The sequence below is a fragment of the Spongisporangium articulatum genome, from assembly GCF_044465595.1.
Taxonomy (GTDB): Bacteria; Actinomycetota; Actinomycetes; order Actinomycetales; family Kineosporiaceae; genus Spongisporangium; species Spongisporangium articulatum.
Genome location: NZ_JBITLV010000006.1, coordinates 283,025 through 306,177 on the forward strand (window position 1 = coordinate 283,025; position 23,153 = coordinate 306,177).

The 23,153-nt window shown below is 72.8% G+C and carries 25 protein-coding genes; 15 read left to right on the forward strand and 10 right to left on the reverse strand.

Annotated elements, in window-relative coordinates:
• Positions 1–9 precede the first annotated feature (9 nt).
• Positions 10–1,230, forward strand: a complete 1,221-nt coding sequence (locus ACIB24_RS18495) for a monooxygenase (RefSeq protein WP_398283372.1) — start codon at positions 10–12, stop codon at positions 1,228–1,230.
• 4 nt (positions 1,231–1,234) lie between these two features.
• Here the strand turns inward: ACIB24_RS18495 and ACIB24_RS18500 are convergent, their stop codons facing one another.
• Positions 1,235–2,068 (reverse strand): HAD family acid phosphatase, encoded by an 834-nt coding sequence (locus ACIB24_RS18500; RefSeq protein ID WP_398283374.1) that lies wholly within the window; start codon positions 2,066–2,068, stop codon positions 1,235–1,237.
• A 95-nt stretch (positions 2,069–2,163) separates the two neighbouring features.
• Complete coding sequence (locus tag ACIB24_RS18505; protein WP_398283376.1) at positions 2,164–3,108, reverse strand: ribose-phosphate diphosphokinase; 945 nt, start codon at positions 3,106–3,108, stop codon at positions 2,164–2,166.
• A gap of 142 nt (positions 3,109–3,250) precedes the next feature.
• On the opposite strand from ACIB24_RS18505, the gene ACIB24_RS18510 reads away from it, so the two are divergent.
• The 4 genes from ACIB24_RS18510 to ACIB24_RS18525 are packed head-to-tail and all read left to right on the forward strand — an operon-like array spanning position 3,251 to position 7,983.
• Positions 3,251–5,311, forward strand: coding sequence for an oxidoreductase (locus tag ACIB24_RS18510; RefSeq protein ID WP_398283379.1), 2,061 nt, complete (start codon positions 3,251–3,253; stop codon positions 5,309–5,311).
• A 52-nt stretch (positions 5,312–5,363) separates the two neighbouring features.
• Positions 5,364–6,500 (forward strand): hypothetical protein, encoded by a 1,137-nt coding sequence (locus tag ACIB24_RS18515; RefSeq protein ID WP_398283381.1) that lies wholly within the window; start codon positions 5,364–5,366, stop codon positions 6,498–6,500.
• Between the two features lie 5 nt (positions 6,501–6,505).
• Positions 6,506–6,700 carry a hypothetical protein gene (locus ACIB24_RS18520; RefSeq protein ID WP_398283383.1) on the forward strand — a complete coding sequence of 65 codons (195 nt, stop codon included), beginning with the start codon at positions 6,506–6,508 and terminating at the stop codon, positions 6,698–6,700.
• Between the two features lie 23 nt (positions 6,701–6,723).
• The gene (locus tag ACIB24_RS18525) at positions 6,724–7,983 is read left to right on the forward strand and encodes an MFS transporter (RefSeq protein WP_398283385.1); all 1,260 of its coding nucleotides are present in this window, start codon (positions 6,724–6,726) and stop codon (positions 7,981–7,983) included.
• On the opposite strand, the gene ACIB24_RS18530 is transcribed toward ACIB24_RS18525, so the two are convergent.
• Positions 7,957–8,550, reverse strand: a complete 594-nt coding sequence (locus tag ACIB24_RS18530; protein ID WP_398283387.1) for a TetR family transcriptional regulator — start codon at positions 8,548–8,550, stop codon at positions 7,957–7,959. The genes ACIB24_RS18525 and ACIB24_RS18530 overlap by 27 nt on opposite strands.
• Positions 8,551–8,646: 96 nt before the next feature.
• Between ACIB24_RS18530 and ACIB24_RS18535 the strand changes: the two genes are divergently transcribed.
• From ACIB24_RS18535 to ACIB24_RS18545, 3 genes are all read left to right on the forward strand, one after another.
• Entirely contained in the window at positions 8,647–9,063 is a 417-nt protein-coding gene (locus ACIB24_RS18535) for a DMT family transporter (protein ID WP_398283389.1), read from the forward strand.
• A 17-nt stretch (positions 9,064–9,080) separates the two neighbouring features.
• The gene (locus tag ACIB24_RS18540; protein ID WP_398283391.1) at positions 9,081–10,097 is read left to right on the forward strand and encodes a metallophosphoesterase family protein; all 1,017 of its coding nucleotides are present in this window, start codon (positions 9,081–9,083) and stop codon (positions 10,095–10,097) included.
• A gap of 121 nt (positions 10,098–10,218) precedes the next feature.
• Positions 10,219–11,706 (forward strand): acyl-CoA carboxylase subunit beta, encoded by a 1,488-nt coding sequence (locus ACIB24_RS18545; protein ID WP_398283393.1) that lies wholly within the window; start codon positions 10,219–10,221, stop codon positions 11,704–11,706.
• A 78-nt stretch (positions 11,707–11,784) separates the two neighbouring features.
• Here ACIB24_RS18545 and ACIB24_RS18550 read toward each other — a convergent pair whose 3' ends face one another.
• The gene (locus tag ACIB24_RS18550; protein WP_398283395.1) at positions 11,785–12,327 is read right to left on the reverse strand and encodes a ferritin; all 543 of its coding nucleotides are present in this window, start codon (positions 12,325–12,327) and stop codon (positions 11,785–11,787) included.
• Between the two features lie 30 nt (positions 12,328–12,357).
• On the opposite strand from ACIB24_RS18550, the gene ACIB24_RS18555 reads away from it, so the two are divergent.
• Positions 12,358–13,149, forward strand: coding sequence for an SDR family oxidoreductase (locus tag ACIB24_RS18555; protein WP_398283397.1), 792 nt, complete (start codon positions 12,358–12,360; stop codon positions 13,147–13,149).
• Between the two features lie 80 nt (positions 13,150–13,229).
• Here the strand turns inward: ACIB24_RS18555 and ACIB24_RS18560 are convergent, their stop codons facing one another.
• The gene (locus ACIB24_RS18560; RefSeq protein ID WP_398283399.1) at positions 13,230–13,964 is read right to left on the reverse strand and encodes a DUF2470 domain-containing protein; all 735 of its coding nucleotides are present in this window, start codon (positions 13,962–13,964) and stop codon (positions 13,230–13,232) included.
• A gap of 274 nt (positions 13,965–14,238) precedes the next feature.
• Here ACIB24_RS18560 and rpsD point away from each other — a divergent pair, with 274 nt between their 5' ends.
• The 3 genes from rpsD (at position 14,239) to ACIB24_RS18575 (ending at position 16,460) form a co-directional block, all read left to right on the forward strand.
• Complete coding sequence (rpsD, locus tag ACIB24_RS18565) at positions 14,239–14,850, forward strand: 30S ribosomal protein S4 (RefSeq protein WP_398283401.1); 612 nt, start codon at positions 14,239–14,241, stop codon at positions 14,848–14,850.
• Positions 14,851–14,870: 20 nt separating this feature from the next.
• Positions 14,871–15,662: an SGNH/GDSL hydrolase family protein gene (locus ACIB24_RS18570; RefSeq protein ID WP_398283403.1), complete on the forward strand. Its 792-nt coding sequence runs from the start codon at positions 14,871–14,873 to the stop codon at positions 15,660–15,662.
• A gap of 129 nt (positions 15,663–15,791) precedes the next feature.
• Positions 15,792–16,460 (forward strand): PilZ domain-containing protein, encoded by a 669-nt coding sequence (locus ACIB24_RS18575; RefSeq protein WP_398283405.1) that lies wholly within the window; start codon positions 15,792–15,794, stop codon positions 16,458–16,460.
• 37 nt (positions 16,461–16,497) lie between these two features.
• Here ACIB24_RS18575 and ACIB24_RS18580 read toward each other — a convergent pair whose 3' ends face one another.
• Entirely contained in the window at positions 16,498–18,312 is a 1,815-nt protein-coding gene (locus ACIB24_RS18580; protein WP_398283407.1) for a VWA domain-containing protein, read from the reverse strand.
• Positions 18,313–18,509: 197 nt separating this feature from the next.
• Here ACIB24_RS18580 and ACIB24_RS18585 point away from each other — a divergent pair, with 197 nt between their 5' ends.
• Positions 18,510–19,556 (forward strand): alpha/beta fold hydrolase, encoded by a 1,047-nt coding sequence (locus ACIB24_RS18585; protein ID WP_398283409.1) that lies wholly within the window; start codon positions 18,510–18,512, stop codon positions 19,554–19,556.
• On the opposite strand, the gene ACIB24_RS18590 is transcribed toward ACIB24_RS18585, so the two are convergent.
• Positions 19,549–20,175: a class I SAM-dependent methyltransferase gene (locus ACIB24_RS18590; RefSeq protein WP_398283411.1), complete on the reverse strand. Its 627-nt coding sequence runs from the start codon at positions 20,173–20,175 to the stop codon at positions 19,549–19,551. The genes ACIB24_RS18585 and ACIB24_RS18590 overlap by 8 nt on opposite strands.
• Positions 20,176–20,301: 126 nt before the next feature.
• On the opposite strand from ACIB24_RS18590, the gene ACIB24_RS18595 reads away from it, so the two are divergent.
• Positions 20,302–21,222 (forward strand): MBL fold metallo-hydrolase, encoded by a 921-nt coding sequence (locus ACIB24_RS18595; protein WP_398283413.1) that lies wholly within the window; start codon positions 20,302–20,304, stop codon positions 21,220–21,222.
• Between the two features lie 7 nt (positions 21,223–21,229).
• On the opposite strand, the gene ACIB24_RS18600 is transcribed toward ACIB24_RS18595, so the two are convergent.
• Positions 21,230–21,364 carry a hypothetical protein gene (locus tag ACIB24_RS18600; RefSeq protein WP_398283415.1) on the reverse strand — a complete coding sequence of 45 codons (135 nt, stop codon included), beginning with the start codon at positions 21,362–21,364 and terminating at the stop codon, positions 21,230–21,232.
• 154 nt (positions 21,365–21,518) lie between these two features.
• Positions 21,519–21,848 (reverse strand): ArsR/SmtB family transcription factor, encoded by a 330-nt coding sequence (locus ACIB24_RS18605; RefSeq protein WP_398283417.1) that lies wholly within the window; start codon positions 21,846–21,848, stop codon positions 21,519–21,521.
• A gap of 62 nt (positions 21,849–21,910) precedes the next feature.
• Here ACIB24_RS18605 and ACIB24_RS18610 point away from each other — a divergent pair, with 62 nt between their 5' ends.
• Positions 21,911–22,375 carry a GNAT family N-acetyltransferase gene (locus ACIB24_RS18610; RefSeq protein WP_398283419.1) on the forward strand — a complete coding sequence of 155 codons (465 nt, stop codon included), beginning with the start codon at positions 21,911–21,913 and terminating at the stop codon, positions 22,373–22,375.
• Here ACIB24_RS18610 and ACIB24_RS18615 read toward each other — a convergent pair.
• On the reverse strand, positions 22,330–23,025 hold the full coding sequence (locus ACIB24_RS18615) for a TVP38/TMEM64 family protein (RefSeq protein ID WP_398283421.1): 696 nt from the start codon (positions 23,023–23,025) through the stop codon (positions 22,330–22,332). The two genes, ACIB24_RS18610 and ACIB24_RS18615, sit on opposite strands and share 46 nt — an antisense overlap.
• Between the last annotated feature and the right edge of the window lie 128 nt (positions 23,026–23,153).

Here is a 23,153-nt window from a genome sequence, read left to right on the forward strand (position 1 = left end):
GTTCGGCCCATGACGTCTGACAACGGGCGCCGGCGCCCGTTCCTCCCGCCGCTGGCGGCCCTCGTACTGGTGCTCGCCGCGGCCACGGCCTGCGGCGGCGGGGGAGACAAGGGGACGTCGTCCCCGCGGCCGGCGGAGACGGCGGTCGTGGGGCACGCCGGGCATTCCGCCACGGTCGCCACGCCCAAGCCGATCGCGCTGCGCGCGGGGGAGCGGTTCCAGACCCTGGGCATGGCCCGGCCGTACAAGCCGGTCGCGCCCACCGCCGGTGGCACGGACGACTACCGGTGCTTCCTGGTCGACCCCAAGATCACCAAGCCGACCTTCCTGACCGGGTTCCAGTTCCTGCCCCAGAACCCCGACCTGGTCCACCACGCGATCTTCTACGCGATCTCCCGGACGGAGGCCGCCGAGGGGAAGACGCTCGATGCGAACACCCCCGGCGACGGCTGGACCTGCTTCACCGGGACCGGGATCGGCGACGCGAAGCAGGCCATCGTCTCCGCGCCCTGGATCGCGGCGTGGGCGCCCGGTGGAGGCGAGACCCTGTCCAACCCCGGCACCGGCAAGCTGCTGCGACCCGGCGAGCAGATCGTGATGCAGGTGCACTACAACCTGCTGGCCACCGGCGGGAAGTCCGTCGCCACCGACCAGTCGGCGATCAAGCTGCGGCTCACCAAGCGCGGCGGCCTCGAGCCGGTGCACACCACGCTCCTGGTCGCGCCGCCCGAGATCCCCTGCCCGGCCGGTGAGACCGGCCGGTTGTGCGACCGCGCCCTGTCCCTGTGGGACATCCAACGGCGGTTCGGCGAGGCGGCCGGCGCGCAGGTGGGCGGGTTGAACCTGCTCTGCAACGACAACCGGGAGCCGGTGCCGAGCAACAAGACCCACTGCGACCGGAAGGTCGGCGAGCAGATGGTCGTCCAGGGGGTCGCCGGGCACATGCACCTGCTGGGCCGGTCCATCAGCGTCACGCAGAACCCCGGGACGGCGGGCGCCCGGAAGCTGTTGAACGTGCCGAACTACAACTTCGACGACCAGGGTGCCCGGATGCTCGACAAGCCGGTCACCGTGGCGGCCGGCGACACCCTGCGGGTCAGCTGCCGCTACGACGCCACGCTGCGCAGCAAGCTGCCCGCCCTGCAGACGCTCAAGCCCCGCTACGTCCTGTGGGGCGAGGGGACGTCCGACGAGATGTGCCTCGGCGTGGTGATCTGGACGAAGTCCTGACCCGTCAGGGCAGGAAGTACGTCGGGTTCGGCAGCTTCACGGTGTGGTCGGCGTAGCCGCCCTTGAGGTCGCTGTACTGGTCGCCGAGGTTCACGACGATGTCGTAGCCCAGCGACTCGATGTGGGCCCGGGTCGCGGACTTGTAGTGCAGCGTCGTGCACGACCCGTTCGGGTCAGCGGCGCAGGCCGTCTTCAGGTAGTCCGGGTAGTCGGCGACGGCCGGCTTGGTGAACAGGCCGTCCTCGCCGTCCTTCAGCGTCGTCGGGGCGGGGTACCCGGCGTCGACGCCCACCCCGTCGGTCGTGAGGTTCCCGAGGGTGGCCGGCTCCTGGGCAGCCCCGCGACCGGTGAGGAAGATGATCGCGAAACCTTTGGCCTGGGCCTTCTTCACCAGGTCGACCATGCCGGGCACGGCCGGGAACTTCTGGTCGGTGACGAACTGCCCGTTGGTCGTCGGGTTGTAGGCGAAGTTGCTGGCGATCTCGTAGTTGTAGGTGTTGAGCGTCGTGTCGTCGACGTCCAGCAGGATCGCCTTCTGCTTCGTGCCCTTGTAGGGCTTGTCCAGCAGCCGCTGCGCCGCCTTCGCCGTGCCCGCCGCCTCCCGGGCGTAGTTGCTGTCGGGGGCGAAGGTGCCGGTGCTCAGCGGGTCGCCGTAGTAGTTCTTGATCTGCTGGCGCAGGACATCGATGTTGGTGATCTGGTCGGCGCGGTGCGGCGTGAACGTCTGGATCGCCGGGCCGGTCGCGCCCCACGCGACCCCTCCCGCCACCAGCAGGGCGGCGCCCAGGCCGACACCGGCGGCGCGGACGGACCGGAGCTTCCAGGTCTGACGGTTCACGGGGACCACCTCCAGGAACGGGATCGGCGAGCTGCCGAGGCCGAACCTAGAGCCGAACCGGACGAACCGCCTTCCGGAGCTACGGCCGGTGGACGCTAGGGCTGGTCGAAGAGGGCGCTGACCGACTCGCCGTTGTGGATCCGGCGGATCGCCTCGGCCATCGCGGGTGCGATCGACAGCACCGTCAGCTTCGGCACGAACTTCTCCTTGCCGATCGGCACGGTGTTCGTGCAGACGATCTCGAGGACGTCGTCCTGCGCCTGCAGCTTGTCCAGCGCCCCCGACGAGAACAGGCCGTGGGTGGTCGCCACCCGGATGCTCTTCGCGCCCCGCTCGCGCAGCCGGTCGAGCAGCTCCAGGACGGTCGAGCCCTTGGCGATCTCGTCGTCCAGGACGATCACGTCCTTGCCGCCGACGTCACCGATGATCGAGCTGATCGAGACCCGGTCGTCGGTGAACCGCTGCTTGGCGCCCGCGGCCACGTCCGTACCCAGCATCCGGGCGAACGAGGCGGAGGCCTTCGCGTTGCCCAGGTCGGGTGAGACCACGACGGTGTTGGACAGGTCGTAGCCGGTGAAGTGGGCGGCCAGCTCGCGCAGGGCGTGCAGGTGGTCGACCGGGACCGAGAAGAAGCCGTGCACCTGCGGCGAGTGCAGGGTCATGGTCAGCACCCGGTTGGCCCCGGCGGTGGCCAGCAGGTCGGCGACCAGGCGGGCGCCGATCGAGATGCGCGGCGCGTCCTTCTTGTCCGAGCGGGCGTAGGCGTAGTGCGGCATCACCACGGTGATGCGAGCCGCCGAGGCGCCCCGGGCGGCGTCCAGCAGGAGCAGCAGCTCCACCAGGTGCTCCTGCACCGGCGGGACCAGCGGCTGGATCAGGTAGACGTCCCGTTCGCGGCAGTTGGCCTGCAGCTGGACCTCGAGGCAGTCGTTCGCGAAGCGCGCGACCCGGGAGGGCAGCAACGGGACCGACAGGTAGGAGCAGATCTCCTCGGCCAGTTCGGTGTGGGCGCCGCCACTGAAGACCGCGATGTCGCGCAACTCAACTCTCCTGCTGGTGTTTAGGCCTGCCGGGGTAGGGGCCGCGCGGGGATGCCGTCGCACCGGCGAGCATAGCTGCGCCGGGACGTCGGGTGACCCACCCCCTTGTGCGCATCGACACCCTCCCAGCAAGCTGCCGCCCGTGACGGATACGCCGGCGTACCACCACCTGGGTGAACCTCTGCAGCTCGGCCCGCTGAGACTGCGCAACCGGCTGGTGATGGGTTCGATGCACACCGGGCTCGAGAACCGGGCCCGCGACGTGGGCAAGCTCACCGCCTACTTCGCCGAACGGGCGCGGGGCGGGGTCGGGCTGATCGTCACCGGCGGCTACGCCCCGAACACCGAGGGTTGGCTGTCGCCGTTCGCCTCGACCATGAGCTCGTCGTCGACCGCGCGCCGGCACCGCCCGCTGACGGCCGCCGTGCGCGGCGAGGGGGCGGCGATCGCCCTGCAGCTGCTGCACGCCGGCCGCTACGGCTACCACCCGTTCGTGGTCTCGGCGAGCTCCGGGAAGTCGCCGATCTCGATGTTCAGGGCCCGCGGGCTGAGCGGCCGGGGGGTCCGGCGCACGATCGACGCCTTCGTGCGGTCCGCCGCCCTGGCCCGCGAGGCCGGCTACGACGGTGTCGAGATCATGGGTTCCGAGGGCTACCTGATCAACCAGTTCCTGGCCGAGCGCACCAACCGGCGCACCGACGCCTGGGGCGGGGACGCCGCGCGCCGCCGGGCCTTCGCCGTCGAGATCGTCCGGCGCACCCGCGCGGAACTCGGCCCGGACTTCCTGGTCATGTACCGGATGTCGGTGCTCGACCTGGTCGAGCGGGGCCAGACCTGGGCCGAGACGGCGGATCTCGCGCGGGAGATCGAGGCCGCGGGCGCCTCGGTGATCACCACCGGCATCGGGTGGCACGAGGCCCGGGTGCCGACCATCGTGTCGTCCGTGCCGCGGGCCGCGTTCGCCTGGGCGACCCGGCGGCTGAAGGACGTCGTGACGATCCCGGTGGCCGCCTCGAACCGGATCAACGACCCCGAGGTCGCCGAGCACGTCCTGGCCACCGGGGGCGCCGACCTGATCCAGATGTCCCGGCCGTTCCTCGCCGACCCGGCCTGGGCTGCGAAGGCCCTGGCCGGCCGGCCGGAGTCGATCAACACGTGCATCGCCTGCAACCAGGCCTGCCTCGACCACATCTTCGTCAACCGGCGGGCCACCTGCCTGGTCAACCCGCGCGCCTGCTTCGAGACGGAACTCGTTCTGGCCCCGACGGTCTCGCGCAAGAAGGTGGCCGTCGTGGGGGCCGGGCCGGCCGGGTTGGCCTGCGCCGTGGCGACCGCCGAGCGGGGGCACGAGGTGCACCTGTTCGAGGCCTCCGACGCCCTCGGCGGCCAGTTCGACCTGGCCCGGCGCATCCCCGGCAAGGAGGAGTTCGCCGAGACGCTGCGCTACTACCGGTACGAGCTCGACCGGCTCGGCGCCGTCCTGCATCTGGGCACCACCGCCACCGCCGAGAGCCTGCTGGCGCAGCGGTTCGACCACATCGTCGTGGCCACCGGCGTGACGCCGCGGGTCCCGGCGATCGCGGGCATCGAGCACCCGAAGGTGCTGCGCTACGACGAGGCGCTGCGCAACCCGCCGCCCGGCCGCCGGGTCGCCGTCGTCGGCGCGGGCGGCATCGGCGTCGACGTCGCGGAGTTCCTGACCCACACCGGCCCGGTGCCCGTACCGGTCGGCGCGTGGCAGGCCGAGTGGGGCGTGGACGACGACCCGCTCTCCGCGGGCGGCCTCACCACCCGGACGCCGGAGGTCGCGGCCCGCGAGGTGTACCTGTTGCAGCGCTCGCCCGGCCGGATCGGCGCGAAGCTGGGCAAGACGTCGGGCTGGGTGCACCGCGCGGCGCTGAAACAGCGCGGGGTGGTGGAACTGTCGGGCGTCACGTACGAGCGCATCGACGACGACGGGCTGCACGTGCGGGTGGGGGAGGAGGCCCGGGTGCTCGACGTCGACCACGTCGTGATCTGCGCGGGGCAGGAAGCCCGGCGGACCCTCTTCGACGAGCTGGACGAGATCGGCTACGACATCGCTCACGGCCAACGCCCGGGCCAGTCCTTCGGCCTGGACCTGATCGGGGGCGCCCGCCGGGCGGCCGAACTGGACGCCAAGCGGGCCATCGCCCACGGCACCCGGGTCGCCTCCCGGATCTGAACGGCGGCCCGGGCCCGTCAAGCCACCTGGGCCGGGCGCCGATCCACTGGTCATGAGGTCCCGGCCCTACCTGGTGGCGCTGGCCGCGCTGGCCGGGCTGGGTGCGCTTGTCGGCTGGGTCTCGCGGGACGACGGGCTGCCCGACTTCAGGCTGTTCGCCGCCGCCGGGCACGCGATCCTGAGCGGGCGCTGGGGTCAGGTCTACGACGACCCGACCGTGCAGGCCGGCCCGTTCGCGCTTCTCCTGGCCGCCCTGTGCGACCGGCTCGGCGGCGTCACGTTCGTGTGCATGGTCGGCATCCCGCTGGCCACCCTGGCCGCGGCCCTGGCCACCCGGCTGCTGCGCCACGGGCTGCGGCGCCCGCGCTCGCGCGGACTGGAACTGGCCGCCGCGGCCGTGACGCTGGCCTGGGAGAGCGCCCTGGGCGCCGTGCTCGGCGGGCACGTCGCCCAGGGTCTGATCCCGATGCTGTGGGTCGGTACGGGGCTGGCCGTCCTGCGGCGCCGACCGCAGCTCGCGGGATGGCTGCTGGCCCTGTCCACCGGGTTCGAGGTGTGGGGCGCCCTCGGCGTCCCCCTGCTGCTGCTCGGCACCCGGCGCGACGCCGTGCGCGGCTTGGCCGTGACGACCGCGGGGGCCGTGGCCCTGTACCTGCCGTTCACGCTGGCCGGACCGTTCCGGATGTTCGACTACCAGTGGGTGGTCACCCCCGGCTCGCTGCCCGCCCGGGTCGGGCTGTTCGGGGACGGGCTGCCCTGGTGGGCGCGGTGCGCCCAGGCCGCGCTGGCGGTCGGGGCCGGGGCACTCGTCGTCCGGTTCCGGCGTGACTGGGACGCCGTGTGGCTGGCCCCGCTCGTCGTCGTCGCCGTCCGACTCGCGCTCGACCCGCAGGCCTTCACCTACTACTGGACGCCGCTGGTCGCCCTCGGCCTGGCGGGTGTGCTGACCGCGCCGTCCGGATCGCCCCCGACCCGGGTCGTGCTGCCGGTCCTACTCGTGGGCTGGCCGTTCCTACCGGTCGCCGACGGCTGGGTGGGCCTGCTGGTGGTCACGATGCCGATCGCGGCGGTGCTCACCCGGCCTGGGGCTCCTGTGACACGTGCGTTCCAGGCGGGCAACGATTGTCACTCTTCCGGACGATTCCGACCGGTAGGGGTGGCGCATTCGGGTCTGCGACGATCAGGCTGATCCGCATGACCTACACGCCCGGCACGGACGACCTCTACGGTCGCCTGCTGCCGTTCGTGAAGCACACCGACGACGACCCCCGGTCGTGGGCCGAACGCTGGACCGTCGTCCTGGAGGAGGTTCAGCGCCGCAGCGAGCGGATGGGCCTCGACTTCGCGATCTCCTCGGTGTGGGACGACCTCATGGCGGAACGGCTGTAGGTACCGCCGTAGAGTCCGGTCCCGTGTCTGCCGTGCCCGCCCGGTTCGCGGCCCTGAGGAACCGCGACTGCCGGTACTTCCTGATCGGCGGCATGGTCTCGATGGCCGCCGACAACATCGAGCACGTCATCACCTACTGGGTCCTGTGGCAGCACTTCCACTCCAGTGCCCTGGTGGCCTTCGAGGTGCTCAGCCACTGGCTGCCGTTCCTGTTCTTCTCGGTCCAGGCCGGCGCCCTGGCCGACCGGTTCGACTGCCGCCGCGTGATCCAGGTCGGGCAACTCATGTTCATGGCCGTCTCGGCGGCCTGGGCCGTGCTGTTCGCGACCGGCTCGCTGACGATGTGGGCGGCCTGTGCGCTGCTGGTCGTGCACGGCTGCGCGGGCACCATCTGGGGGCCGGCCGACCAGCTGATGCTGCACGACTTCGTCGGGCCGGGCGAGCTGGCCAGCGCCGTGCGGCTGAACGCGACGTTCCGCAGCCTCGGCCTGGTCATCGGCCCGGCGCTCGGCTCCGTGCTGCTGATCGGGCTGGGCCCGGCCTGGGGCATCGCCGTGAACATCCTGTTCTACCTGCCACTCACGCTGTTCCTGCTGGTCACCCGGTACACGGGCCATACCCGGGACGAGTCGCCGCGGGTCCGGGTGTCGGCCTGGCAGGCACTGCGCGTGGTGCAGGACGTCGCCGGCGACCGGGTGCTGGTCAGCATGATCGCCCTGGCCGGGCTGGGGTCGTTCTTCATCGGGATCGCGTTCCAGTCGGTGATGCCCGTCTTCGCGGCCGATCTCAACCCGGCGCACAGCGACAACGCCTACGGGGTGCTGCTCTTCGCGCTCGGCGCGGGCGGCGTGGTGGGCGGCCTGGTGCTGGAGGTGGCCGGGCGGATCCCGCTCACGGTGCGGTCGGCCGTGGTCGCAACGCTGCTGTTCGGCGGGACGACGCTGTGGTTCGCCACGACCGGCGACTACGTGCTGGCCGTGGCCCTGCTGGCGATCGGCTCGGCGGCCAATCTGGCCGCGCTCTCGGTGACGATGACCGTCGTCCAGCTGCGCGCGCCGGCCGACCGGCGCGGGCGCGTGATCGGCCTGTTCAACGTGTCGGCCAACGGGCTTCGGTTCGGCAGCGGGTTGACGGTCGGGCTGTTCTCCGGGCTGGTCGGTGTGCACTGGTCGCTGGGGCTCAGCTCGGCCCTGCTGTGCGCGGGAGCTGTGCTGGTCGGCCTGTACGCCGTGCGCGGGCACGCCGTGCGTGGGCCCTCAGACCCGGCTGAACGACACGCCTGACAGCAGGAGGGCGGCGCTGGCCAGGTCGTTGACGACGACGCTCAGGTCCTCGTCGCGCTCGACGTGCCGGTCCAGGTGCAGGCCCATGACGGCGGCGTCGACGAACCGGGCGCAGCGGGCCGCCGCGCTCTCGGCCGCCCCGCACCGGGTCAGATAGCCGGCGAGCGCGGCGATCCAGGCGTCGTTGGCCCGGGCGACGGGGGCCGCCGGCGCACCGCCCTCGGGGGCGCCGAGCATGTCCTGCGCGGCGGCCTGCGCGTAGATCCACTGGCAGCGGTCGAGCTGGCCGTCGTCGTCCTTGTAGGCCGCCCACAGCGCCCGGACGCCCGAGGCCACGTCGGGCTGCGCGGGCAGACCGGCCAGCACGGCGACCGAGCGGGCGGTGGAGCGCTCGATGATGTCGGCGACCAGCGCGTCGCGGGTGCCGAAGTAGTAGACGAGCATCCGGTCGCTGGTGCCGAGCGCCGCGGCCAGGGGGCGCAGGCTCAGCCCGAGCACGCCGTGTTCCAGGGCCCAGTCGCAGGCCGCCTCGGCGAGCTCGCCCCGCCGGTCCTCACGCTTCGCCACGCCCGCCATCAAATCCCTCCTCGCCCGCGTTGTAGCAAGTGCTACAGTACCTGATGTAGCAGCTGCTACAAAGACTTGGAAGAGGGAAGTACCACCATGTTCGTCTCGTCAGCCCTGCTCGCGCTCGCCATCACGATCGAGGTCGCGACCACCGCCGTGCTGCCGAAGGCCCAGGGTTTCCACGACCCGTTCTGGTCGGCCGTGGTGGTCGTCGGCTACGCCAGCTGCACCTGGCTGCTGACCGTCGTCGTGAAGAACATGCCCGTGTCCGTCGCCTACGCGGTGTGGGCCGGGGGCGGTACGGCGCTGGTCGCCGTCGTCGGCACCGCCTGGCTGGGCGAGCCGATGGGCCCCGTCAAGATGATCGCGCTGGCCCTGATCGTGGGCGGCGTCGTCCTGCTCAACCTCGGCGACACCGGGCCCGGCGCCCACGGTGACCCCGCCGCGGGGGCCGGCGCGGCGTCGTCCCGGCCCGCTCCCGATCGCCCCGACGTCCTGACCGGCGCCCGCTGACCACCTACGCTGCGGCCATGGCCGCCTCCTACCCGCCCGACCACGGGTCCTTGCTCGCCGTGAGCGACCTGCACGTGTCGCACCGCGGCAACCGGCCCGTGGTCGAGGCGATCCGGCCGCGGCACGAGGACGACTGGCTGATCGTCGCGGGCGACGTCAGCGACACGGTGGCCGACCTGCAGTGGACGCTGAAGCTGCTGAAAGACCGCTTCCGGACGGTGATCTGGGCCCCCGGCAACCACGAGCTGTGGACGCCGCCGCACGAGGAGCTGAAGCTGCGCGGCGACGACCGGTACCGGCACCTGGTCGAGGTGAGCCGCGAGCTGGGCGTGATCACCCCGGAGGACCCGTACCCGGTCTGGACCAACCCGGAGGACGGCGAGGAGCTCGTCGTCGCCCCCCTGTTCCTGCTTTACGACTACTCGTGGCGGCCCGAGGGCATGACCCTGCCCGAGGCCCTCGCCTACGCCCGCGAGACCCGAGTCGTGTGCACCGACGAGTTCTTCCTGCACCCCGACCCGTACCCGACCCGCCAGGACTGGGCCGAGGCCCGGCTGCTCACCACGGAGGCCCGGCTGGCGGACATTCCCGCCGACCGGCGCACCGTGCTGGTCAGCCACTGGCCGCTGCACCGGGCCCCGACCACGATCCTGCGCTGGCCGCACTTCGCGATGTGGTGCGGCATGGACCGGACGACCGACTGGCACCGGCGCTTCCGGGCCGCGGCGGCGGTGTACGGGCACCTGCACATCCCGCTGACGATCAGCGTCGACGGGGTGCGGTTCGAGGAGGTCTCGCTCGGCTACCCGCGGGAGTGGAAGGACCGGACGCCGAACCCGCCCCGGCCGGTCCGCTCGATCTTCCCGGCCGACCCCGAGCGCAAGCCGATCGGGCACACGAAGCTCAAGGCGTGGGCCGCCGCGCGGATGGCGCAGCACGCCGCCGAACGCGCCGCGGGGGCGGTCGCGAGCAAGCTGACGGGGGCCGAGAAGACCCGGAAGGGTCGGGAACGGCTCTACCGGATGAACCCCTGACCCCGGGGCCGAAACGACCGTTTGGTTACCACTCAGTAATGGCCGGCTGACTCGGAGTAGTTCCCGAGAGTGTCTATCCGCCAAAGCCTCTTGTAATCGGCCGCTGACGCTCCAAGATGTCATGGTGACGTCGGACACAGCGGACAGCAGCCGTCTCGACGCCGGGCGGACCGTGGACCCGAGAGACCCCGCCGGGCGGCTGGAGAGGTTCTTCGACGACGGTCCGCGCCTGACGATCCGCAGCGACCTCGACACCCAGCCCGCCGGCCTGAACGCCCGGCTGAGCCCCGACCGACCCCGCCCCGTGGTGGCCGAGATCGGCACCGTGGACGGCCGGCAGGTCGTGGCCTTCGCCTGCGACCCGCGCATCGGGGGCGGCGCGATGAGCGAGGAGTCCTGCGCGGGGATCGTCGCCGCCTACGACGAGGCCCTGGCCCGACAACTGCCGATCGTGGGCATCTGGCACTCCGGGGGCGCCCGGCTCGACGAGGGGGTGCGCAGCCTCCACGGCGTCGGGCGGGTGTTCGCCGCCATGACCCGGGCCTCGGGCCGCATCCCGCAGATCTCGGTCGTGATCGGGCCCGCCGCCGGCGGCGCGGCCTACGGGCCCGCCCTGACCGACGTCGTCGTCCAGGCGCCGACGGGCAAGATCTTCGTCACCGGGCCGGACGTCGTCCGCTGGGCGACGGGGGAGGACGTCACCGCCGACGACCTCGGTGGCGTCGACGCCCACGGCAGCCGCAGCGGGGTCAGCCACGTGATCGCGGTCGACGAGGACGAGGCGATGGCCTACGGCCGGCACCTGTGCGCCCTCCTCACGCCCGACCCCGCGCCGGTGGACGCCGAGCAGGTGGCCGACCGCGACCTCGCCGCCCTGCTGCCCCGGCGGCCCGGCGTCGTCTACGACGTGCGGGGGCTCGTCGACGGCGTCCTGGACGAGCCAGGTCTCGAGTTGCAGGCCGGGTACGCGCGCAACGTGGTGACCACCCTGGGCCGGTTCGGCGGGCGCCCCGTCGGGATCGTCGCCAACAACCCCACGCACCTGGTCGGCTGCCTCGACAGCGCCGGGGCGGAGAAGGCGGCCCGGTTCGTGCGACTGTGCGACGGGTTCGGGCTGCCGATCATCGTGCTGGTCGACGTCCCCGGGTACCTGCCGGGTTCGGCGGAGGAACTCGGCGGGATCGTCCGGCGCGGCGCGAAGCTGCTGCACGCGTTCGCCGAGACCGTCGTCCCGACCGCCACCGTGGTGACCCGCAAGGCCTACGGCGGCGCCTACATCGCGATGAACAGCCGTTCGTTGGGCGCGGACGCCTGCTTCGCCTGGCCGGGCGCCGAGATCGCCGTGATGAGCCCGATCTCGTCGGTGCGGGTGCTGCACCGGCGGGCCCTGGCCGGGGTCGCGGGCGACCGGCAGCGGGCCGTCCTGGAGCAGATCCTGGCCGACGAGCACGCGGCCCAGGTGGACGGCGTCGCCGCCGCGGTGGAGCTCGGCATCCTGGACGCCGAGGTACGCCCCGACCGGACCCGCTCGGCGCTCGCCGAGGCTCTCGCGCGCGCCGCCGAGAAGGCCGGCGAGGTACGCGGCGGGCACGGCAACATCCCGCTCTGACCCTCGCTCATACTGTCGAAATGCACAGTTCGCGGCTCGGATTTCGGCCTCTCACTGTGCATTTCCGAAGCATGAGGGCTACAGGGTGCCCCCTGCGGCCGCAGGCGCGGACGGGTCGGCCCCGCCGTCCCCGACGCTCTCCCGGGCGATGAAGTCCTCGATGTTGAAGTAGTCGTCGCCGGCGCGCTCGGTGATGGTGAGCAACGTCTGCATCGACGCGACCTCCTCGACCTGCTCCTTGAGGAACCAGAGCATGAACTGCTCACCGAGGAAGTCACTCTCGGCCCGGGCGGCGGCGAACAGCGCCTCGACGTTCCGGGTGACCTCCTGCTCCTGGGCCAGGGCGAGGCGGACCAGCTCGACGGGGTGGTCGAAGTCGTTGCGGACGTCGGGCACGCCCGGGATCACGGGGGCGATGTCCCGGTCGAGGAGGTACTGCACCATCATCATCGCGTGGTTGCGCTCCTCGACGCCCTGCCGGTAGAAGCTCGCGGCGAGCTGCGGCAGATCGTGGGCGTCGAACCACACGGCGAGAGCCACGTACTGCCGCTCGGCGGCGAACTCCCGTCCGACCTGCTCCTGGAGCAGGGCGATGAATTTCGAATCGGTCGCAGATGACATGCGGCGAGCATAGGTGCGGAGGATGAGCACATGAGCCAGCTGTTCGACGTGTCCGGGAGGACCGTGCTGATCACCGGCGGCACGCGCGGGATCGGGTTGATGCTGGCCGAGGGCCTGCTCCAGGCCGGGGCGCGGGTGCTGATCACCTCGCGCAAGGCCGACGCATGCGCGGCCGCCGCGGAGCACCTGAAGCAGTTCGGTGACGTCAGCGCGTTGCCGGCGGACGTCGCCACGCCCGAGGGTGTGGAGGCGGTGCGTTCCGCGGTGGCCGAGTCGTTCGACGGCCGGCTCGACGTCCTGGTCAACAACGCCGGGGTCAGCTGGGGGGCGCCACTGGAGGAGTTCCCGGCGGTGGGCTGGGACAAGGTGCTCGGCACCAACGTGCACGCCGTCTTCGCGCTCACCGTCGCGCTGCTGCCGGCGCTGCGGGCCAACGCCTCCGACGCCTCCCCGACTCGCGTCATCAACATCGGCTCGGTCGACGGCATCCGGGTGCCGAGCATGGAGAACTACTCGTACTCGGCGGCCAAGGCGGCCGTGCACATGCTGACCCGTCACCTGGCGAAACGCCTGGCGGGAGAACGGATCACGGTCAACGCGATCGCACCCGGACCGTTCCGCAGCAAGATGACGGCGTTCTTCCTGGACGACGATGCCTCGCGCAAGGCGATCGGCGACGGCATCCCGCTGGGCCGGATCGGCGAACCGGACGACCTGGTCGGCACGACGATCTTCCTGGCCTCGCGCGCCGGCGCCTACCTCACCGGCGTGGTCATCCCCGTCGACGGTGGCCTCACCGGCACCAACCCCGGCATGTTCTGACCCGCTCATGCTGTCGACATGCACAGTTCCGGAGGCAGAATCTCCCCTCGCAATGTGCATATCGACAGCATGAGCCGGCGTCAGAGCTTGCGGAGGCAGGGACGGCGGCGGTGCGCCTCGAGCATCAACCGGCGGATCTCCTCGGTCGCCCCGGCGACCGACTCCACGCAGCGGGAGAAGGTCAACCGGACGTCGACATGGCCCCGGGCCGACTCGACCCGCAGGACCAGCCCGAACCGGTCGAGGGCGATCGGCAGCACCCGGGTGGCGCCCTGCATGATCGACGCGTCGCACAGCCGGGTCAGCAGTCCGATCGCCTCGGGGTGGTGGGACATCAGGTGCTGCAGCTGGTCGGCCGCGCCGAACTGGAGCGGGTCGACCGGAGCCTGACGGTAGTCCTCGACGTCGACGGCGGTGCCCTCGCCGGCGGCGTCGCGCCCGACCTCGTGCAGGTGGACCTGGTGCACCCGGATCTGCAGCGTCGCCACACCCGGGGCGGGCACGGGGGAGAGGCGCCCGAACAGCGACACCCGGGCCCGGACGCGCTCGCGCGCCGCCACGGGGCAGAGCTCGGTCAGCTCGACCTCGACCGTCAGGTCCTCACCCGACCCGGCTGCCTGCTGCGCGGCGGCGGCCAGCGCGCTGCTGGGTTCGAGGGTGAGCAGCAGGTCACCGACCGGGTCGTCGTGGTGACAACCCAGCAGGTCGACGCGCCCGCCCTCCCACTGCACCGACAGGGACGCGGCGGCGGCGAGCACCGTGCGGGCACGCTCGGCGGGAGAGGGCCGGACGGCGGGGTGCAGTCGGGTGTCCACGAAGCCTCCGAGAAGTAGGTAAGCCTTACCTAATTACGACCCTAGCGCGGCGTCGCGACACCCACCAGTCCCGCCGATTAGGGATTCGCCGGGCGCCCCGGGTAATCTTTCGGACGCACCATCCAGTTCCACCCTCCCTTTGCACACCGGCCCTGCGGAACGTTCGCGGCCCGGTGAAGCGTCATGGCGCGGCTCCCAGAGACACACGGGTGCCGCGTTGTTCGGCGTCCACGCCGGGGAGGACGCCCAACAGTTCATGACCGGAGGAAGATCCTTGGCGAACAACCCTCGCCCCAAGGCCAAGCTCAGCCGCGCGCTGGGCATCCCGCTGACCCCGAAGTGCGTGAAGTACTTCGAGCAGCGCCCCTACCCGCCGGGCGACCACGGCCGCGCCCGCAAGTCCACCTCGGACTACAAGGTCCGACTGCTCGAGAAGCAGCGCCTGCGTCACCAGTACAACATCAGCGAGACCCAGCTCAGCCGGGCCTTCGCCCAGGCGCACAAGAGCAACACCAAGACCGGTGAGGCCCTGGTCGTCAACCTCGAGACCCGCCTCGACGCCCTGGTGCTGCGCGCCGGCTTCGCCCGCACGATCTACCAGGCCCGTCAGGCCGTCGTGCACCGTCACATCACGGTCAACGGCATCCTGGTCGACAAGCCGTCGTACCGGGTCAAGCCGGAGGACGTCATCGCCGTCTCCGAGCGCAGCCGCAACAAGACCCCGTTCCAGGTCGCCGCGGCCGGCGCGCACGAGCTGGCCGTGACCCCGCCGTACCTGGAGGTCCTGATCGGGCAGCTGCACGCCCGCCTGGTGCGCCTCCCGGTCCGCGAGGAGATCCCGATCGTCTGCAACGAGCAGCTGGTCGTCGAGTACTACTCGCGCTGATCGAGCAGTTCCCGTCCTTCGTGGCCCTCGGTGACTCGTTCACCGAGGGCCTCGAAGACGTTTGGGGGCCGGACGGCCGCCACCGCGGCTGGGCCGACCGCGTCGCCCTGGCCCTGGCCACCCGGCAGGGCCGCATCGAGTACGCGAACCTCGCCGTGCGGGGCCGCCTGCTCGACCAGGTGGTCACCGACCAGGTGCCCGCTGCCCTGAGCCTGCGACCGGCCCTGGTCTCCTTCCACGCCGGCGCCAACGACCTGCTCCGGCCCCGGGTCGACGTCGGCTCGGTGGTCTCGCGCTACCGGCGGGTCGTCGAGGACCTGGCCGGCGCCGGGGCCCGGGTCGTCCTCTTCACCGTGATCGAGGGCTCGGGGGGCAGCGGCCGGACGGCGGCCGCCCTGGCCGAGCGGTTCGGCACCTTCAACGCCGCCGCGCGGTCCGTGGCCGCAGCCACCGGAGCGGTCGTCGTGGACGTCGGGCGCCACGCCTCCCTGCGCGACCGGCGGCTCTGGCACGAGGACCGGCTGCATCTCAACGCCGACGGGCACGCCCGGGTGGCGACCGCCGTCCTCGAGGCGCTCGGCGCCGACGACCCCGCCCTGCTGGGCGGACCCCTCGGCTGGTGGTCGCAGGCGCTGCCGACGGCCGCCCCGGTGAGCCGGCTGCGGTCGGTGCGGGACGACGTCCGCTGGGTCCGGCGGCACCTCCTCCCCTGGGTGGGGCGGCGGTTACGCGGCGTCTCCAGTGGGGACGCCGTGACCCCCAAGCACCCACACCTGGTCACGATCACCCCGGACGACGCCCCCGCCCCCTAGCGCGATCGGGTGGTTCGGGCGGCGCATAGTGACGACGCAGCGTGACAGCCGCGACACTGTTACCCAGCGAGCGGAGCGAGTGCTGGTCGGCTCCGGCAGGTTCTGGGGTCGCGTCACGCGGAGGTGCGCATGACCACGGTGGTCGTCGGTGGCAAGGTGCAACTGCACGGGAGCCGCCGCCCGGTGACCCTGCGCGCGCTGCGCGCGGCGGAGCTGAGCGGTGGCTGGAGCATCCCCGTGATGGTCGACTGGCAGGCCCTCCTGGCCGCCGACGTCGGCGAGGGCCCCTGCGAGGCGGACGTCGCCACCAGCACGGGCACGGTCCGGGTCCGCGCCACGCTCGACCGGGCCGCCGACGGGATGCTGGTGCTGCGGGACCCGGGCCTGGCGACGGCCGCCCTGCACGACCAGCGCCGCGAGAACGTCCGGGCCGAGGTGGCCCTCGACCTGCGGGGCACCCTGTTGCGCGGTTCGTACACCTCGGTCGCGAGCTCCGACGGGTCGCTGTCGGTGGCCACCGAGGTCCGGGGCCGCACGTGCTCGGTGTCGGGCGGCGGGATCGCGGCGTTCGTCACCGGCCCGCTGCCCACCCCCGGGTCGAGCGTCTACCTGGAGCTGGAGCTGCCGGACGGTGAGCTGGCCCCGACCGTGGTCGACATCGTGGAGTCGGCCGACGGTGAGGTGCGCGGCCGCTTCGTGGACATCTCGCCGCGCGACCGTGAGCGCCTGGTGCGGCTGGTCTTCGCCCGGCAGCGCGCCGACCTGGCGGCCCGGCGCCGGCAGCTCGGCCCCCGCTGACCCACCGCGGTCGAAGCGGGCCTGCGGAAACCGCTGCTCAGCTGCCGATCTTCGCGAGTTCCCGGCTTCGGCGCAGCCCGTCGAGCAGGGCCTCCTGCCCCTCGGCCGCCGTGTCGATGCGGTACCAGTTGCCGCCCGAGGCCTCGGCGATGGCCTTCAGCGCGCCGTAGTCGGCGTCGGGGCCCAGCCCCGCGGTGTAGATGGCGACCTTCTCGGTGCCCTTGTTCCGCTTCTTGATCTCCGAGACGACCTTGCCCAGCGACGCCGAGCCGGAGTCGGCGTTGGCGCCGTCGCTCAGCAGGATGATCGCGTTGACGGCCTTGGGGTCGTAGTGGTCGTGCATGTAGTCGAACGACGCCAGCGTCGTGTCGTACAGGCCGGTGCCGCCGCCGCTCAGGTAGCTCTCGAAGTTCTGGGTCAGCTCCAGCAGGTGGCTGCGCCAGGACTGGCCGCTCTTCGTGCTGCTGCCGAGCTTCTTCAGGGCGGCCCGCTCCGTCCAGTCGCGGTTGCCGTCGACCTTGCCCGCGAACGTCCAGGCGCCGACGTAGGCGCTGTCGGGCAACAGGTTCGCGCCGAGCCGGGCGGCCGCGGCGGCCAGCGAGATGCGGGTCAGTCCGTCGTCGAGCGGGGCCCGCATCGACCCGGACACGTCGATCACCGCGAGGATCCGGGAGGGGCGGGCCAACGCCTCGATGCGGCTGACCATGCCGTTCACGGCCGACGCGCTCGGCGGTTCGAGCTTGCGCGTCTGCAGCGGGTCGATGCCGTCTCCGACCGCGCTGCGCCCGTCGGGGCCCCGGAAACCGGCCTGGCGCACCAGTTCCTTGGACCGGGCCGACATCAGGCCCTCCTGGACCCGCGCGACCGCCGCCTGCCGCCCGGCGGACAGCTGCTGCCCGCCGACCCGCAGGATCGGGTACTCCATCAGCGGCGACCCCTCCTTGGGGTAGATCGCCACCAGGTTCGACCGCTGGTTGACGGCGTTGTTGTAGGCCACGGCCTGTTCGGTGACCGGCACCAGGGGAGCGGTGGACGACCCGGACCGGGCGTTGGCCAACGCGTCCCCGACCGAGGGAATCTCCTCGCGGTCCCCGGCGAAGACGGCGGCCACGACCGCCTCGTCGGCCTTCTTCCCGCCGCCCAGCGACTGCCAGAGAGCGATCAGCGCCTCGAGACCCTCCGTCTGGGTGCGGAAGTCGGGCACGGCCACCGACTGCTTGCCGCGGAGCACGGCCTTCCAGGTCGGGTCCCCGTCCTTCTGCGTCCAGCCCAGGTTCTGGGCGGCGAACTTGCTGGTGGTCACCACGACCGGCGTCGTGGCCAGCAGGCCCACCGTCTGCGGCGCCCACCGGGTCGCCTTCTGGCCCCAGACCACCGAGTCGGGCACCCACAGGTTCGGCGCCCGGTCGGCCGGCAGCAGGTCGGCACTGGCCAGGGTGTCCTGCGGCTCCTGCCCGCGGACCTGGACGGCGACGCAGTGCCGCTGGTCGTCGACGATGTCACCGTCGACGGGCTTGAGGATCTGGGTGACGGTCGAGACGAGTTCGGGGGCGACCACGACGTCCACCGTCTCGGCGGTGCACGGGGCCGCACCGGCCCACGGCAGCTTGCCGAGCGCCTCGGCCGGGCCGAGCAGGACGCCTGCGCCCAGCACCGTCACCAGCAGGACGACGACGAGCGCGAGTTTGGCGGGCAGCCCCATGCCGCGGCGGCCGGTCACCGGGGCCCGCAGGGGCCGGGCCGGGGTGCGGGGATCGGTGCGCGGGTCGAGCCGGGCCACGCGCTGGACGCCGGTGGAGGGGGTCAGGACCTTGACGCGCCCGGTGGACGGTCCGTCCGTGTGCCTACCCATGTCACCCGCCTCTCACGGTCGTCCGCGGCCTGCCACAGGTGACACAGCGTCACCAATGACGAGCGAATCAGGCGCCAGATTACCCGGATCGGCCCGAACTCCGGAACTACCAGCGGGTACGTCGAAGTGTCGGCCGATTCCGGTGACCCTGAGTTGCTGGAGGCCACCGACCCGTGGGCGCGACTAGAGTCCGGGACATGGTCGCGGCCACCCAGGAGATCCGGTTCGTCCGGGTCGACGGCGGGCGGGTCGCCGTGGCGAGCGTGGGGGAGGGGCCGCCCCTGGTCCTGCCGCCGCCGTGGATGAGCCACGTCGGGCACGAGTGGGACTTCCCCGAGTACCGGGCCTTCCTCACCCGGCTCGCCGGCCACCACCGGGTCGTCCGCTACGACCGCCTCGGCGTCGGCCTGTCCGACCCCGGGCCCGACCGGTCGCGCGGCGCTCACGCGGACGCCGGGCTGGAGGCCGCTCGGCTGGAGCAGGTGCTCGACGCGCTGGGTCTCGAGCGGGTCCCCCTGTTCGGCATCTCGTGGGGCGGCTGCGTGGCCGTCACCTTCGCGGCCCGCCGGCCGGAGCGCGTCTCGGCCCTGGTCACCAGCGGAACGCTCGTCGCCGGCACCGAGGTCGCGCCCGAACCGCTGCGGGCGGCCGTCGTCGACCTGGTCCGGGCCCACTGGGGCGCCGGCTCCCGGTTGCTGGCCGACATCTGGATCCCCGGGGCGGACGACGACGTCCGCGACCGGTTCGCGCGCGCCCAGCGGGCCTCCGGGTCGGCCGCGGTCGCCGCCGACTCGCTGCACGACGTCTACGCGACCGACATCCGAGCCCTGCTGCCCCACGTCGCGGCGCCCACGCTCGTCACCCACCGCCGCGACGACCGCGCCACCCCGTTCGCCGCCGGCCGGGAACTCGCGGCGGGGGTGGCCGGAGCCCGGTTCGTGCCACTGGACGGCGACATCCACCTCCCGTGGCTCGGCGACAGCGCCGCCGTGCTCGCCGTCGTCCTGCCGTTCCTGCACGAGCACTCGGACCGGCCCGGCGCCCCGGCCGATCCGGTACTCACCGGCCGCGAGCGGGAGGTACTCATGCTGGTGGCCGAGGGGCTCGCGGACGCCGAGATCGCCGTCCGGCTGCACCTGAGCCCGCACACGGTGCACCGGCACCTGGCCAACATCCGGACCAAGCTCGGCCAACCGTCCCGCGCGGCGGCCGTGGCGCACGCGGGGCGGTTGGGCCTCATCTGAGCGCGAGCGACCCGGTCACCAGGGGCCGGACGATCGACGGCATCCCTCGCCACGCCTCGCGCCGGAGCCCCGAGACGTCGAACCCGGCCTCCGACAGCAGGAGTGCCGTGTTCTGGTCGCAGCGGCAGCCGCCCGCCAACGCCTTCCACGGGCGGGCGTACCGGCGCTGGCGCCGGGCCAGTCGGGGGGCCTGCGCCAGCACGTGTTCCATCAGCACGAGCCGGCCACCGGGACGTAGCACGCGCGCCACCTCGGCCAGGGCCGCCCCCGGCTCGGGCGCCGTGCACAGCACCAGGGTCGAGACCACGGCGTCGAAACCGTCGTCGGCGAACGGCAGCGACTCGGCGGGCGCCCCCACGACCGTCGTCCGGTCCCCGGCCCGTCGCCGCAGCCTGCGCAGCATCGCCGGGTCGGGCTCGGTGAGCACCAGCTGTTCGAGGTCCTGCGGGTAGTGGGGGACGTTCAGCCCGGTCCCCGCACCGATCTCCAGGACGTCGCCGCTGAGGGACCCGAGCAGCCGGGCCCGGACGGCGGCCGCGGACCGGCGTTCGCCGAGGGCCAGGAACGGGTCGTAGAGCGCGGCGAAGATCCGCGCGTCGATGGACGGGTATTGCTCCACGCCAACGGGTGTCGTCTCCATGACGTCGATGGAACGCCCCTGACCCCGGGGTTCGCGTCGCCGGAACCGGCCATCGTGCGGCCCGCCCGGCGGCGATCACGGGCCATCGCGGGCCATCATGGGGCCGTGCGCCTGCGCCTGGGACGACCGCGGATCGACGACTACGCCGACCTGTTCGACGTCCCCGTGGCCGCCCCCGGCGCGGCGGTGCGGGTCACGTTCCTCGGGGTCGCGACCCTGCTGGTCGAGGCCGCCGACTCGAGCCTGCTGACGGACGGGTTCTTCAGCCGCCCGGGCCTGCTGAGCGTGGCCACGCGACCCTTGGCCCCGGACGGGACGCGGATCGGGGCCGCATTCCAGCGGGCCGAGGTCGGGTCGCCGGCGGCCGTCGTCCCGGTGCACAGTCACTTCGACCACGCGCTCGACGCTCCCGAGGTGGCGCGCCGGACGGGGGCGGTGCTCGTCGGGGGCACGTCGACGCTCAACATCGGGCGCGGGGCCGGACTGGCCGAGGAACAGCTGCTCGGCGTCGCGGACGGCGACACGGTGGGGCTGGGCGGGTTCGACGTCCGGTTCGTGGCCTCCCGGCACTGCCCGCCCGACCGGTACCCGGGCACGGTGGGGGCTCCGCTGCGGCCGCCGGCCCGGGCGAGCGCGTACCGGTGCGGGGAGGCCTGGTCACTGGTCGTCGCCCACAGGACGACGGGACGCCGCCTGCTCGTGCAGGGCAGCGCCGGCTTCGTACCCGGCGCGCTCGCGGGGGAGCGCGCCGACGTGGTCTACCTCGGCGTGGGCCAGCTCGGAGTGCGACCGGAGGACGAGATCCGGCGGTACTGGGACGAGACGGTGGTCGCAGTCGGCGCCCGCCGGGCGGTGCTGATCCACTGGGACGACTTCTTCCGGCCGCTCGAAGCCTCGCTGCGGGCCCTGCCGTACGCGGGCGACGACCTCGACGTCACCGTGCGGGTGCTGCGCGAGCTGGCCGGGCGGGACGGCGTGCGGCTGAGCCTGCCACGAGTATGGGTCCGCGAAGATCCCTGGCTGTGAACGGGTTTCAGCCGAGGCCCGGTACCGGAGCGCCGTGCGGCAGGCCGGCCGCGACGTAGCCGTCGTACAGCGGCTGGAACGGTGGGACGTCGTTCGCGTGCGGCCCCTGCACGTCCTCGCCCTCGAGGTGGCGATCGAGCACCCCGAGGCAGACGGTCCACCCGGTGGCGTTGCGGGCCGCCGCGTCACGCCGGCCCAGACGGTCTCCACCGGGTGCAGGTAGGTACGTGCGAACCGGACGGCGGGCCGTCCCTCGTGCTCGACGTAGGTGCCGCGGTCGTGCGTCGTCCTGTCCATCAGGGCTCTCCTTCGTGTGGATCGCGTTCGTCGAGGTGGGCGGCCAGCGTGTCGAGGCGCTCGTTCCAGAGCCGCCGGTAGGGGGCCAGCCAGGCGTCCAGTTCGGCGAAACCGGCCGGGACCAGCGCGTACAGGCGACGTTGAGCGTCCCGTTCGACCTGGACCAGCCCCGCATCGCGCAGGACGCGCAGGTGCTTGGACGCCGACGGCTGGGGGAGCCGGGTCGCTCGGGCCAGGTCGCCCACGGGCATCGGGCCGGCGCGCAGGAGGTCGAGCAGCGCCCGGCGGGAGGGGTCGGCCAGCGCCGTCCAGGTCTCCGTCACGGCCATGAATATGCCCCTTCTGGAATATTCCGTCAAGGACATATAAGCAGGCAGGGTACGGTGACCGCGTGACCGGGCCCGTCGAAGTCGTCCCGGCCGCCGTGGTGGCGGCCGTCCGGTTGGCCGCCTTCTCCGCGCTGGGTGCCTCGCCGGGCGGGGTGAACGCGAGCGACACCGACCCCTCGACCCGGCACACCGGCGTGCGCCTGGACGGCGACCTGGCGGCCGTGGCCACGCTGACCCGGGAAGCCTCGCCCCGCAATGCCTTTCGGCCCGTCTGGCGGGTCCGGGGGATGGCCACCCGGCCGGCGTTTCAGGGCCGCGGGCTGGGCGGGCTCCTGCTGGCCGAGGCGCTGACCCACGTCGCGGCCCACGGCGGGGGACTGGTCTGGGGGAACCTGCGGCTGGCCGCCGTCCCGTTCTACGAGCGGCACGGGTTCGTGGTCGCCGACGACGTGTTCCGGATCGCGAACGGCGTCGAGCACCGCTACGGCGAGCTGACCGTCCCACCCGCGCGGTCGTCGTCCACCTGAGGCTCGTGGGTGCGCCGGTACCGGCGCACGACGATCGTCAGGGCGACCGCGCCCACCACGCTGACCGCCGTCCCGACCACCCCGGCGATCACGGCCAGCCCGGCGTCCCCGGTGACCGAGGCGTCGCCGAGTGCGGTGTACGAGAAGGCGCGGGGCGCCGAGCCGAGCAGCGTGCCGACCCCGACCTGCCAGACCTTCAGGCGCAGCAACCCGTAGAGGTAGGAGAAGGGCGCGTCCGGCACACCCGGCACCAGACGTTGCAGCACCACGACGAGCAGCCCCTGTCGCCGCGCGAGATCGGCCAGCGCGGCGACCTTCTCACCGGACAGCTCGTCGACCGCCGCCCCACCGGCGCGGCGGGCCACCAGCAGGCACAGCACCGAGGTCAGGGCCGAGCTGAGCACCGAGACGACGAACCCGAGGCCCGTGCCGAACAACACCCCGCTGGCCGCCGACAGGATCGGCCCGGGCACGAACGCCATGGCCAGGAGCGCGGCCACGACCACGAAGGCGGCCGGGGCGAACCAGCCCAGCGGCTCGATCGCGTCGGCCAGGCCCGCCCGGCTGACGGGCGCGAACAGGATGACCAGCAGCGCGACGGCGAGCAGGGCCGTCGTGAGGACGGCCAGGCGGAGGGCGGGCCGGCGCACGTCGTCGAGGGTAGCGAGCCCCGAAGCTGTGAATATCCGGTCACAGGTTGCGAAGGGTGCGTATCAGGCGGAGGGTGCCTCCACGCGCGCGTCACGTCAGGGGGGCGCGTGCCGGCGGAGAGGACACG